Source organism: Viridibacillus arenosi, from assembly GCF_001955655.1.
GTDB lineage: Bacteria > Bacillota > Bacilli > Bacillales_A > Planococcaceae > Viridibacillus > Viridibacillus arenosi.
Map to the genome: position 1 here is coordinate 748903 of NZ_MSPW01000001.1, position 12566 is coordinate 761468.

13 protein-coding genes are annotated in these 12566 nt (G+C 33.7%); 4 read left to right on the forward strand and 9 right to left on the reverse strand.

What is annotated here, in order from left to right:
* The first annotated feature begins 74 nt into the window (after positions 1 to 74).
* Positions 75 to 530, forward strand: a complete 456-nt coding sequence (locus BK137_RS03655) for a YkyB family protein (RefSeq protein ID WP_038183519.1) — start codon at positions 75 to 77, stop codon at positions 528 to 530.
* Positions 531 to 597: 67 nt separating this feature from the next.
* Here the strand turns inward: BK137_RS03655 and BK137_RS03660 are convergent, their stop codons facing one another.
* The 5 genes from BK137_RS03660 to BK137_RS03680 all read right to left on the reverse strand — a co-directional run bounded on the left by BK137_RS03660 (position 598) and on the right by BK137_RS03680 (position 4697).
* Complete coding sequence (locus BK137_RS03660) at positions 598 to 1500, reverse strand: chemotaxis protein (RefSeq protein ID WP_038183517.1); 903 nt, start codon at positions 1498 to 1500, stop codon at positions 598 to 600.
* Between the two features lie 64 nt (positions 1501 to 1564).
* Positions 1565 to 2884 carry an MFS transporter gene (locus BK137_RS03665; protein WP_235175715.1) on the reverse strand — a complete coding sequence of 440 codons (1320 nt, stop codon included), beginning with the start codon at positions 2882 to 2884 and terminating at the stop codon, positions 1565 to 1567.
* A 226-nt stretch (positions 2885 to 3110) separates the two neighbouring features.
* Positions 3111 to 3980 carry an NAD(P)-dependent oxidoreductase gene (locus BK137_RS03670; protein WP_038183514.1) on the reverse strand — a complete coding sequence of 290 codons (870 nt, stop codon included), beginning with the start codon at positions 3978 to 3980 and terminating at the stop codon, positions 3111 to 3113.
* A gap of 242 nt (positions 3981 to 4222) precedes the next feature.
* Positions 4223 to 4417, reverse strand: a complete 195-nt coding sequence (locus BK137_RS03675) for an aspartyl-phosphate phosphatase Spo0E family protein (protein ID WP_038183512.1) — start codon at positions 4415 to 4417, stop codon at positions 4223 to 4225.
* A 91-nt stretch (positions 4418 to 4508) separates the two neighbouring features.
* Entirely contained in the window at positions 4509 to 4697 is a 189-nt protein-coding gene (locus BK137_RS03680; protein ID WP_038183509.1) for a hypothetical protein, read from the reverse strand.
* A gap of 123 nt (positions 4698 to 4820) precedes the next feature.
* On the opposite strand from BK137_RS03680, the gene BK137_RS03685 reads away from it, so the two are divergent.
* On the forward strand, positions 4821 to 5009 hold the full coding sequence (locus BK137_RS03685; RefSeq protein ID WP_038183507.1) for a YkvS family protein: 189 nt from the start codon (positions 4821 to 4823) through the stop codon (positions 5007 to 5009).
* Between the two features lie 241 nt (positions 5010 to 5250).
* Positions 5251 to 5862, forward strand: coding sequence for a CPBP family intramembrane glutamic endopeptidase (locus BK137_RS03690; RefSeq protein ID WP_038183504.1), 612 nt, complete (start codon positions 5251 to 5253; stop codon positions 5860 to 5862).
* A gap of 59 nt (positions 5863 to 5921) precedes the next feature.
* Here the strand turns inward: BK137_RS03690 and BK137_RS03695 are convergent, their stop codons facing one another.
* Positions 5922 to 6368 carry a MarR family winged helix-turn-helix transcriptional regulator gene (locus tag BK137_RS03695; protein ID WP_038183501.1) on the reverse strand — a complete coding sequence of 149 codons (447 nt, stop codon included), beginning with the start codon at positions 6366 to 6368 and terminating at the stop codon, positions 5922 to 5924.
* A 98-nt stretch (positions 6369 to 6466) separates the two neighbouring features.
* A complete protein-coding gene (locus BK137_RS03700) occupies positions 6467 to 7912 on the reverse strand; it encodes a PAS domain-containing sensor histidine kinase (protein ID WP_051448678.1) in 1446 nt (481 codons plus the stop codon).
* Positions 7913 to 8190: 278 nt separating this feature from the next.
* Between BK137_RS03700 and BK137_RS03705 the strand changes: the two genes are divergently transcribed.
* Complete coding sequence (locus BK137_RS03705; protein ID WP_038183498.1) at positions 8191 to 9939, forward strand: B12-binding domain-containing radical SAM protein; 1749 nt, start codon at positions 8191 to 8193, stop codon at positions 9937 to 9939.
* A gap of 137 nt (positions 9940 to 10076) precedes the next feature.
* On the opposite strand, the gene BK137_RS03710 is transcribed toward BK137_RS03705, so the two are convergent.
* Positions 10077 to 11426 (reverse strand): TrkH family potassium uptake protein, encoded by a 1350-nt coding sequence (locus BK137_RS03710; RefSeq protein ID WP_038183497.1) that lies wholly within the window; start codon positions 11424 to 11426, stop codon positions 10077 to 10079.
* A gap of 179 nt (positions 11427 to 11605) precedes the next feature.
* Positions 11606 to 12370 carry a TerC family protein gene (locus BK137_RS03715; protein ID WP_038183494.1) on the reverse strand — a complete coding sequence of 255 codons (765 nt, stop codon included), beginning with the start codon at positions 12368 to 12370 and terminating at the stop codon, positions 11606 to 11608.
* Positions 12371 to 12566: the final 196 nt, after the last annotated feature.

Consider the following 12566-nt stretch of genomic DNA (forward strand, 5'->3'; position numbering starts at 1 on the left):
AAATTGAATGCTCTGAATTTTCTTCTAAACACAATCAATTACAGACATTAACTTAAGTAGAAAGGCGGTATTTTATGCAAAGAGAATATTGTGATGAACAACTAGCTACTGCTATTTATACTGTAAATAGACACGCAAAAACTGCACCAGACAACAAACCTCTTTACGAGCTGAAACGCCTTGCACTTGAGAAAATGATTCTTGACAGTAGAGCGAAAAAAATTGGTTTACATTTTGTAAAAAATCCTCGTTTTAGTAAGCAACAATCATCAGTACTCATTCAATGCGCAGATTACTATTTCCATACTCTACCGAAAAAAGATGACTTTGCTTCATTACCCCATCTAGGACATCTTGATGACAGCTATCGTAACCCCCAACGTAAAATGAGCTTAAACACAGCTAGAAATGTATTAAAAGACTATTTAGGAATAAAAACCCAACAAATAGTAAAAAAAGGAACGGGTAGTAGTTCAAATCCCAAAAAGAAGCCTATAATTAATAATACAAGTTATTTCTACGGACATTAGATGCTCTAATAATTATAAAACCGGATTCCTCATTTATTAAGGTATCCGGTTTTTTGCATTCATATACTTATAAGATATACTGATCTATTTTTAAGATGAGCTCGGCAATCTCTGGTTTACTGATTTGATCTTCAGCCCCGACTTGATCTCCTTTATGTCTTAAATCATCTGTTATTAAACTAGAGAAGATAATAACAGGTAATTTTGACAATACGGGATGGGTTTTAATTTGTTTTGTTAAATGATGACCATCCATTTGTGGCATCTCAATGTCTGTTACGACTAATTGCACAACCTTCGAAACATCATTTTCTTTGTCTGCTAAAGCCAATAAATAATCTAAGGCGTCTTTCCCATTCTCGAAGAATTCTATATTCATATAACCTGCTTCATGCATAGTATCGTGCAATAATTTGCGTAGTAAAGGTGAATCCTCCGCTATAACAATTTTCTTCTCTGAACGATTACGATCACCTAGTTTTTTTACAGACTCTACACTAATACCCGAATCAGGGTTAATATCTACCATAATTTTCTCAAAGTCCAATAGTAGCAGCATTAAATCATCTTGTTTAATCACTCCGATGACTTGCGAACCACCACCCTGGTACATATCAGTAGGCTTTTCTATTTGATTCCATGAAATACGATGAATCATAGTTACATTATCAACATGGAAGACAACGCGTTGTCGATTAAATTCTGCAACAATATATTTTTGTTGCTCATTAAAAACACCAGATAATCCTAAAACTTTTTTCATATCTACAACTGGTAATACTTCTCCACGTAATTGAATTATTCCTTCAACATGTGGATGAGCATGAGGTATAAATGTAACTGGAATTGGTTGTATAATTTCTTTTACTTTAATAACATTAATACCAAATTTATTGGAACCTACTTCAAACTCAACAATTTCAAGTTCATTTGTTCCACTTTCTAGTAAAATACCCTGACTTTCTGCCATTAGGTAAGCCTCCTTGAGTCACACTTTTCTTTATTTCAATTGTAACATACAAGGGCCATTACTCCTATACGGATTTAGTGACATTCGGGCGAACTCTTATGTGAATGATCAGGCCAATTATAGTTAACACAATCAAAGTTGACAAAGCTATACGGCTAGCAAGAGTTCCATAGTCCTTTAGTAACAACGTCACCGTTCCATAAATAGCAGGACCTATAATTGATGATACCTTCCCAGAAAAAGCGAATAATCCAAAGAACTGCCCTTGTTTTTCTTTTGGGCTAAGTTCGATAATATATGTTCGAGATGTTACCCACATGGACCCTAGAGAAACGCCAAACATACTTCCCGCAATCCAGAACATCCATTGCTTTAATGCAAATACCGCGATCACAAGGGATACAATCATTAACAATGCTACATAAGTTATCGCTCTCTTAGCACCAACATTTTTAGTAATGTATCCAAATACTAGTGAACCAACAATAGTGGATACAGTAGATACTAAGTAGAGAATGATAAATTGCCCGGAGGAAAAACCTACAATTGCAGTTGCATAGACAGCCATCATCGCAATGGTGGTTGCAATTGCATCATTTAAAAAGAAATAAGCAATCATAAAAGTGAAAATAGCTTTATAAGCACGCATCTCTTTAAATGTTTTTATTATTTCTTTATAGCCAGATAAGAAAGAATTAACTTTCCGTTGTTCCTTAGGAATTGGTTTATCTTTGTTAATAAAAAATAATGGTAATGAAAAAATCAAATATAATACCGCTGTAGGAATGAATGCACGATGGAAATCTCCATCACTTACAAATGGATAAACTAGCAAGCCAACAATCGTACCAAAATAACCAACCGCTACTCCATACCCAGATATAAGAGGCATCTCTTCTTTCGTTCCTAAATCTGGCATCATTGCATCATAAAATACTAAGCTAGAATTAAAGAAGAACTTTGCTATAACAAAACTTACAACAACTAAAAATAGACTCATAGGTACTCCACCAAATGTAATTTCTGTCTGCCAGTAACTAAATATCCCCATCATAAAAGTGAAGATTATGGAAATCGATGAAAACCATACGATAAACCTTTTTTTGAGCCCAGTATTATCAATCCATACTCCAAAAAGCGGTGAGAATATTACTAAGAAAAGGCTCGCTATAGCATTTGCATAGGAGATAAAAGTACTGGCAACTTGTTGCTTTACTTCATTTGTTCCAAGTATTTCATCCATATAAAACGGGAAAAATACCGTATTAATATTGGATGAAAAAATAGTATTCGCAAAATCATAAAATGCCCAAGACAATATAGGTAACGATAAATATATTCCCCATGGACCTCTTAATATGGATTTCTGAGACCCTACATTCATCATATCAACCCCCATCTTTATAACTATTCCATATTGAAAGAAGAATGTCCTGTATTTCAAAATAAATTTACAAAAACCTTACATTCAATTGTCGAGTTTCCTACCCAAATAATCGAACAATGTCATATTTTAATTATTTCTTCATATATATGTTGATAGAATTATTGATATTAATAATTAAAAACCGCTACTGTGAAAAATTCACAGAGCGGTTTTTGGACCAGTGTTATTTATAATAGTGAATCAATGCTTGTGTACCATTATCCTCATAACCTTTACTAGCTATTTCATCATACATTTTCTTTGCAAGTGAGAGACCAGGTAAATCTAATTGCATTAGCTCTGCCTCTTGTAAAGCAATCTTCATATCTTTTATAAAATGCTTTATATAAAATCCAGGAGCTAAATCCTCCTTCACTATACGAGGTGCTAAATTACTTAATGACCACGAACCAGCTGCTCCTGAAGAAATAGAAACCAAGACATCTTCAATATCAAGACCTGCCTTTTTACCATAAGTAATTGCTTCACATACACCAATCATATTTGTTGCAATCGCTATTTGATTGCACATTTTTGTATGTTGACCTGCACCGGCCTTTCCTTGATAAATAATATTCGTTCCAATCAGATTAAATAGCGGTGTAATTTTATTAAATACTTCGCGTTCTCCACCCACCATAATCGAAAGCGTTCCATTTTGTGCACCGATATCACCGCCTGAAACAGGAGCGTCTAAAGCCTCCATATGTAGTGATTTCGCATGATCAGCAATTTTTTTCGCTAAAGTTGGCTGGGAAGTCGTCATATCAACGACGATTAAACCTGCTTGTCCATTTCTAAATATTCCACTTTCATCGAAATATACTTCTTCAACATCTTGCGGGTAACCAACCATCGTGAAAACAATATTTGATTGACTAGCTACTTCCCCAGCCGTCTGAAACCAATTTGCTCCTAATTCAACAAGTGGTAAAGCTTTTTCCTTTGTTCTTGTATAAACATTTACAATATGTCCTGCATGCAAAAAGCGCTTAATAATGCTAGAACCCATTACCCCTGTACCTACAAATCCAATATTCCATTGTTCAGCCATCAAAATTTCCTCCATTATTTATATATATACTTTTTATTGTATCAGATAATTTTCCGAATTGTATGTCTTCTATTATATACTCACAAAAAAAAGACAGATGCATTAGCACCTGCCAAAGAAAGGGGGAAATGAGATTGTTGCTGTGTTCATAATTATTATTTCCTTTTAGCATAATTTTAAACCTATTCTTTTAAATAATTAGAAAATTCACTGAAAATAAAAAAGAGCACTAGGAATTTTCCCTAATGCTTAACATTTTCCATTGTAAAATTATAATCATTCATCTTGTCGACATTCTGAAGTTGATAAATATTTAATAAATGATCTAGCTTTTTACTCAAGCGGATGGTTTCGATATTTGAAAAACCATGTTCAATTCCAGAACGGATCATCATTTCTCTTGTAGATTCTAATTTTTTTAAGATGGAATCAGACATTTACCATCCTCCTCTCAAGCTAAATTCTGTTCATTATTATACTATTATTCCCACTTTTTCGGAGAAGAAACTTTCGACATTTTTCGACAAGCTAGCTCCTCGCGACTTCCATGTATTGATAAATAACTTGACCGCCTTGTTTTGCCACACCACGGAAATGTTTGAAGTCTTCTCTCTTCACTAGAACTTCTCTAAAGGCATAAAATTCATTTTTATCAACCGTGATATCTTTTCTAGTACCATTTTTTAATTCGTCCAACATATCATTATATGAATTCACTACATAATCTTCCTTTTTCTTTGAAATTTTCTTTTTTTTAAAAATAATAATAGAAAATACTTTACCTCAGACGTATTTTCGTGCAAACTGTAAAGTATTAGTAGGTGAAGGAGCTGAATTTCTATGAAAATCGCTGAAATCGGAAATATCATTGAATTTAACGACGGTCTACAAGGCATTGTTGAGAAAGTAAATGAAAACTCTGTTATCGTCAACCTTACTTATATGGAAAATTTCAACAGCCTAGAAGTTGAAGAAAAAACAGTGGTCAATCACAAACGTTATAAAATATTATACAGTAACGAAGTTTAAAAAATTGTTCAATGCCCCCTATGAATACATATGTAACATATACGACATACTTATAGCAATTACTATTCGTTAACAGTATACTTTACTAGACATTGGGCATCTAAAACAATACAATGGTTGTATTTGAGTCTGCGCCGTCCCTCAGAATCTGAAGGACGGCGTCTCTTTTGTACAAATGCTAAAAATATGTTAAAAAAGAGTAAAGACCTTCTTATATATCAAGTTGGAGGTGATTATTAATATGAAGAAGCACACGAATATTTTAGTGCTTATTCTTTCATTGGTATTCATATACGTTCTGCTATACTTTAGTTTCGATCAAAAAGCTGTATTTTGGTATCTATATACTTTTACAATGCTAATTGGTATGGCTTTTGCATTTGCATTTGGAAAAATTGAAGACAAAATCAAAACGTGGGAATACTTACTATTTGGAATAGGTTTTGGAACGATTATATATGGCCTATTTGCATTAGGTTACCGTTTACTACCTTTCCTATCAGAAGAACTTCTGACAACTGTACATCAATTTATCAAAACATTCGGTCCTAGTACTTTATGGCACTATATACTACTCATTTTGATTATTGCTACCGCGGAAGAATTATTCTGGCGTGGTTATGTACAACAACAACTAAAACAGTATATGAAGATGCCTTATGCTGTTATTCTAGCAGCAAGTTTATTTGCGATGTCGCTTGCAGTAAGTGGCTTCTGGTTAGGTGTATTAGCTGCTTTCATAACTGGCATTATTTTTGGTTTCTTATATGAATGGAAAAAAAGCATGCCGATTATCATTGTCGCTCATCTTGTCATGATAACACTATTATTCCTATTATTTCCACTATATTGATTTTTAAACTATCAAAAAACCAATCGATCCAAAATCGATTGGTTTTTTTCTAATTTCTTTTAATAAGATAAATCTTTTATAGATAGACCCATTTTTTTTAATAATGCAATTGCTTGATCTTTTTCTTCAGGCGAAAGGGCATTTGTAAGCTCGTATAATTGTTCCTCATGTCTTGGGAACAATTCATCCATAAAAGCTTCTCCTTCAGGCGTAATTTCAGCATAGGTGATACGACGATCTGATGGACAAGATATACGATTTAAGAAACCTCTTTTTTCCAATTTATCAATTACATATGTAATTGAACCACTTGCTAAAAGAATTTTATTTCCTATTTTCTGTAATGGTTGTCGTCCCTTGTGGAAAAGTAGCTCCAAAACCGCAAATTCTGTTGGGTTAAGTCCATTATCTTGAAAAAATTGATTTGTGCATTCATTTATTGCTTTATTTGCTCTCGATAAAACAATAAATAGTTTTAACGATTGTTTTATTTCCTCTGATGTCATTTCAATTCATCCTTCATATCCATTATCTTGATTTAAAGCTATTATATCGATAATGTTGAAGCTTTGTCAAAATAGACTAATGAAAAACCCATACACCTTTAGCTTGTGTATAGGCTTTCTACTTTTGGTTCATACTGAGGAATTGAAGGGTCTACTCCTAAAGGTAATGTAATTTCAAAGCTTGTCCCTTTTCGTAATTCACTAAACACTTCAATATTACCACCGTGCTCTTCAATTGTTTTCAACACAAATGGCAGGCCTAGACCTGTCCCACTTCTTTTCGTAGAATAAAATGGCATGAAAATCTTTTGCATTTCCAAGTCGCTCATACCTGAACCACAGTCTTTAATCGTCAGCTTCATTTGTCCCATAAAGTCAAAAGTTTGAGTAATCGTTATATCGCCACCATCTGGCATTACTTCTATAGCATTTTTAATAAGATTTATAAGTACTTGTTTGATTTTAAAATCATCCGCATATATATATCCCGGCTCAAAATCTGGTTTATTATATACAATATTAACGTTTTTCATTAAAGCATTTGGTAACATTAACTCAAGAACTTTAGTTACAATTCCACTTAAAGATAGCATACTCTTTGTCCATTCTTTCGGTTTAGACAATACTAAAAACTCATTGAGAATCGCTTCCATTCTCTCAAGTTCACTATCAATAACTGATAAATAGCGTCGATTTTCTTCAGTCGCACTTATTTTCAATAATTCAGTAAAACCTTTTAAAGATGTCATCGGATTCCGTATTTCATGTGCGATACTTGCAGCAAGCTCCCCTAGAATGTTTAGGGAATCTTGATGTTCTACTTGTTGTTTTAAATGCATCATTTCTGTATCATCACGAATAATGGTCATGTGAAGTTCTGATGTAGTATCGTAGGTGCTTACAATATTAAGATACCTAGTATATTCATTTGCAAACTGAATATTAAAAGTATGTTCTGCTTTACCTGTCGTCAATAACTTCTTAAAGAAATGTTGAATTTCATTTGTTTTCCCATGGAATATCTCCATTAAAGCAGTTGTTTTATTGCCTAGAAGTGCCTTCCTTGACACTTGTAATAATTCTTCAGCCTGATTGTTAACTTCAACAATAGTACCATTTTTATCAGTTAATATAATGCCATTTGTAGAATAATTAAACACATGATTAAATTTCTTCTCACTATCATTTAATAGACTAAAAGTCGGCAATTCTACAGTAGATCGCTCAAATCGCACCATCATGACATTAAATTTAATATAATGGAAGCCTGTAATTTTAACTCCTTCAATTATATTTTGATTTATATTTAAATTAAGTACGCATGCTGCATGCTTTTCATTGATTAAATCATGAATAAAATGTTGCCAATCTGCTTTAAAAGACTCTTCTACAATAGTTTCTAAATCTACGCTCAGGTCAATTGCTAACATTTCCTTTGCAGGATTATTAATTCTAATCAATTTGCAATTAGTATCTAAAATTGTAAGCGGGTCTTTTATTTCCTTAAATAAATAGTCAAACGTTGGATTAGTACTACTCGTCATACGCTGTTTCACCGTACCTTTCGTTTACTTCTATAACCCTATGCATCCTATTAGAATAGTATGCAGATATAATCGAAAATAAAAAGGTCACAATAGAGACACAAACGTTTTTATATAATATTCAGATTATTCCACAAAAAATAATATATAGGAATAGGTATTTATACTTATATTGCGGAAATTTCACAATATTGTTACAATCAATAACAGTTACACATATGTTACTTTCTCATTAATAACAGCCTACAATAAGCCGTTTTCCAAAGGAGTTCACTAATATGAACATAGTACTAGCAACATTAAATGCAAAATATATCCATACAAATATTGCATTGCGCTATTTAAAATCATTTGCTACACCCGAATTCGACCCAATTATCTCTGAATACACTATTAAAGACCCTTCTTTTAATATTGTTTCTGATATTTATCAAAAAAAACCTGATATCGTGGGTTTTAGTTGCTACATATGGAATATCGAAGAAACTATTCGCGTCATTAGAATGTTAAAAAAAGTAAGTCCTAATACAAAAATCATTCTTGGTGGTCCTGAAGTATCTTATGATGTGCATGATTGGCTACGTCGACTTAATGACGTGGATTATATCATTATGGGTGAGGGCGAATATTCTTTTAAACAGCTCCTTTTCCACTTAAATGGAGAGCTACCGCTTGAAGAAGTCCCAGGAATTTGTTATTTAAAAGATAGTAAAGTTATCATTCACCCTCAGCCTAAAAAAGTCGATTTACGCGAAATGCCAAGTCCTTATCGCTTAGAAGAGGACATTCCTGATATCCCAAAACGAATTTCATATATTGAAACAAGCCGTGGATGTCCATTTAGCTGTCAATTCTGCCTATCATCCATTGAAGTTGGAGTCCGATACTTTAACCGTGAAAAGATAAAAGAAGATATTCGTTATTTAATGGAACATGGTGCTAAAACGGTTAAATTCGTCGACCGAACATTCAATATTAGCCGTAGCTATGCAATGGAAATGTTCCAATTTTTAATCGATGAGCATAAACCAGGTGTAGTTTTTCAATTTGAAATTACAGCTGACATTATGCGACCTGAAGTCATTCAATTTTTGAATGATAACGCACCTAAGGGGTTATTCCGCTTTGAGATAGGTGTCCAATCAACAAATGACTTAACGAATGAACTTGTTAAACGAAGACAAAATTTCGAAAAACTATCTCGTACAGTTACTATGGTTAAAGATGGTGGAAAGATTGATCAGCATTTGGACTTAATAGCTGGGTTACCTGAAGAAGATTATGCTAGTTTCCGTCAAACTTTTAATGATGTATTTGCAATGCGTCCCGAAGAGTTACAACTAGGTTTCTTAAAACTACTACGAGGTACAGGTTTACGATTGCAAGCGAAGGAATATGGTTATGAATATGTCGATATGGCACCTTATGAAATTTTCGCTAACAACTTATTAACATTTGATGATATTTTGCGTATTAAACAAGCAGAAGATGTATTAGAAAAATATTGGAATGATCATCGCATGGATCGTACCGTAGAATATCTAGTAACAGAAGTATTTGAATCGCCATTTGACTTCTTCCAAGAATTCGGTACATATTGGGAAGAACGTGCATGGTCTAGAATAGGTCATCAGCTTGAGGATTTATTTAACCGTTTACTTCAATTTTTACATGACCGTGGTGGCGTAAATTTAGAATTAGTAACAAACTTAATGCAACTTGATTACTTAACAGTCCAACAGTTCCAACCTCGTAAAATTTGGTGGGATAAACGCGTTTCAAGTGAAGAATCCAAAAAGCTTCTCCAACAGTTGCGTGAAAACCCTACAATCGCTGGCGAAGAATTTGCTTCATTCCAATTAAATGAAAAGGAATTATATAAACATACTTTACTCGTTCCTTTCTCGCTTGATTATGAAGCATTAGAAAAAGGGCAGCTTGCAGCACAAAGTGGATATTTATTAACCTATTTCAGAAAAGATAATAAACCTTACTTCACAACTATTTCAGATACTTTCATTTCTTAATAACAAAGCAGAGCAAATACCATTTAAATTGGCTTTGCTCTGCTTTGTTTGTCTTTCGATAAAAATGTTAACTTTATCAATCAGAAAAATCGTCTGCGTTTTAACTTAATGTTAGAGCGTAGACGACTTTCAGCTAATTATCCAATAATTACTCGTTCTTTTGGATAATGGTATTTCGTTTTCTTCGCCTTTCCTCCAAGAGAATATAAGAAGGATATAAGGCCAACTCGACCAATGAACATGAGTAACATCATGATTACTTTTCCAATTGATGATAAATGTTCTGTCAATCCAAGTGACATGCCACAAGTTCCGAATGCGGACGTAATTTCGAATACAATTTGAGTTAAGGTAGCTTCTGGCTCCGTGATTAATAAGATCATCGTTGCAACAAGTACCATTGCTACAGCTAAAATGATAACAACATATGAGCGGTACACATCAACAATATGGATTTCACGATTAAAAATCTGGATATCTTCCTTACCTCTTGCAAAATTAATTAAAAATAAAATTGCTATCGCAAATGTAGTTGTCCGTATCCCACCACCAACTGAACTTGGTGAAGCTCCAATGAACATTAAGAAGCTTAAAAAAACATCTGTCGCTTCACTGAATTTCGTGACGTCTATTGTCGTTAATCCACCTGAACGGGCTGAAATAGAATGGAACATCGCTGAGAAAAATGCTTCATGCCAGCTCATCCCTTTAAACGCATGAAACGACTCAATAACAAGTATTACGAAAGTACCGAATATAAATAAGATTGCATAAGTAACTGTCGTTATTTTAGTAAATAATGAGAAACGGAAATTTCTATTTTTATTTTCTAAAAACGCTTTAAGTTCAATCAATACAGGGAAACCAATTGCCCCTAAAGTAATTAATAACATATTAATTACTTGTACAAAATAATCACCGTGGAAAGGTACTAATGACATACCAGTTAAATCAAAACCACCATTTGTCGTTGCAGAAATAGCCCCGAAAACACCATGTAATAATGCTTCTTTGAAATTGTCGAAATATTGCACGAAATAAAGCGTTAATATGGTAGCACCTATCAGTTCAATCGTTATTAATATTTTCACGATTTCTTTTATTAAATACACGACACCTGATATTTTCGTTTGGTTATGATCGACCATTATTAGTTGACGTTCACGCATCCCAATCTTCTTCCCGACAAGTAACCAAATAAAGGTACCTAAAGACATAATCCCAATTGCACCTAATTGTAAAATAAGCAGTAACATAACAATACCAAAAACTGAATACGTTTCAGATATATTCGTTACTGTCAAACCGGTTACACTAACTGCACTAACTGCAGTAAATAACGAATCAAGTAACGAAACTTCTACACCTGGTTTATGTACACCCGGTAACCTTAAAAGTACAAAAGAAATAGCAATGGCTATAAAATAATATGAAACAATCGCTTGGAATGGTGTTGCACGCCGATTGATATCTTTAGTAAACCCCATATAAATCGAATCCTTTCAATCTTGAAAACAAGATACTCCCTATTGTATGAAAAAGTAAGAGAAAAGGAAAGTACCTAAAAATATTCTCTCTATAACTTTTCTATCTTCTCTATTCTGCCCTTTTTATCCAAAGAAAAAACCCTATTACCATAATATTGGCGAATAGGGTTACGGCTAAATTATTCTGTTGCATCTGCCTTTTTCTTATTGCGGACACCTACAAGGTAGCCACCTAATGCTAGTACAAGAAGTACAATCCAGAATGTCATTTTCCAAGGAGTTGAATGAGGGAAATGCTCATCTAAAATCGCTACTTTTGGATGTGCTAATGTTAATACTAATAATTTCACTCCGACCCATCCAACGATTAAAAACGCCGCTGTTTCTAAAGATGGATAAGATTGGAGTATCTTAACAAACCATTGTGCTGCAAAACGCATAATAACTAAGCCAATAATACCACCTAAGAACATTACAGCGAACTGACCACCATTAATACCACCAACGTGTAATTCACCTAGTTCAGGTAGTGTTACAGCTAAAGCTACTGCGGCAAGCATTGAATCAATAGCAAAAGCTAAATCTGCTAACTCTACTTTAAATACTGTCATCCAGAAGCCAGAACCTGGTTTTTCTTCGACCTCTTCATCCTGACTCTTTTTCTTCCAATGATCATATAAATGTTTGAAACAGATAAATAGTAAATACGCTGCTCCCAACGCCTGAATTTGCCAAAAGTTCACTAGGAATGTAATCATAAATAGCGCAGCAAATCGTAATACAAACGCACCAAGTAAGCCGTAAAATAACGCTTTTTTCTGTTGAACAGGTGGTAAGTGTTTGACCATAACAGCCATAACAACCGCATTATCTGCCGCTAATAAACCTTCTAATACTATTAGGACTAATAGTACCCATGCATATTCCAATAATATAGCATCCATCCAATTTCCTCCTTTTTCAAACAAAAATAAAAGACCCATGCCTAATAAAAGGCAAAGGTCTCGCTTAGCAATTTTAAAAATTCATTTGCTCTCATAACCGATGGCGGTTAAACCATGTAATGACGACTATGAGGTAGGTTTCCCTATAGCTACTCCCCTTTGACAAAATGTCAAAAGTAATTAAGTTTGTTTGTGA

What these genes read in the sequence shown, in the direction of transcription:
- BK137_RS03655 (WP_038183519.1), top strand. Translation starts at nt 75, where the DNA reads ATGCAAAGAGAATATTGTGATGAACAACTAGCTACTGCTATTTATACT.
- BK137_RS03660 (WP_038183517.1), bottom strand. Translation starts at nt 1,500, where the DNA reads ATGGCAGAAAGTCAGGGTATTTTACTAGAAAGTGGAACAAATGAACTT.
- BK137_RS03665 (WP_235175715.1), bottom strand. Translation starts at nt 2,884, where the DNA reads ATGAATGTAGGGTCTCAGAAATCCATATTAAGAGGTCCATGGGGAATA.
- BK137_RS03670 (WP_038183514.1), bottom strand. Translation starts at nt 3,980, where the DNA reads ATGGCTGAACAATGGAATATTGGATTTGTAGGTACAGGGGTAATGGGT.
- BK137_RS03675 (WP_038183512.1), bottom strand. Translation starts at nt 4,417, where the DNA reads ATGTCTGATTCCATCTTAAAAAAATTAGAATCTACAAGAGAAATGATG.
- BK137_RS03685 (WP_038183507.1), top strand. Translation starts at nt 4,821, where the DNA reads ATGAAAATCGCTGAAATCGGAAATATCATTGAATTTAACGACGGTCTA.
- BK137_RS03690 (WP_038183504.1), top strand. Translation starts at nt 5,251, where the DNA reads ATGAAGAAGCACACGAATATTTTAGTGCTTATTCTTTCATTGGTATTC.
- BK137_RS03695 (WP_038183501.1), bottom strand. Translation starts at nt 6,368, where the DNA reads ATGACATCAGAGGAAATAAAACAATCGTTAAAACTATTTATTGTTTTA.
- BK137_RS03700 (WP_051448678.1), bottom strand. Translation starts at nt 7,912, where the DNA reads ATGACGAGTAGTACTAATCCAACGTTTGACTATTTATTTAAGGAAATA.
- BK137_RS03705 (WP_038183498.1), top strand. Translation starts at nt 8,191, where the DNA reads ATGAACATAGTACTAGCAACATTAAATGCAAAATATATCCATACAAAT.
- BK137_RS03710 (WP_038183497.1), bottom strand. Translation starts at nt 11,426, where the DNA reads ATGGGGTTTACTAAAGATATCAATCGGCGTGCAACACCATTCCAAGCG.
- BK137_RS03715 (WP_038183494.1), bottom strand. Translation starts at nt 12,370, where the DNA reads ATGGATGCTATATTATTGGAATATGCATGGGTACTATTAGTCCTAATA.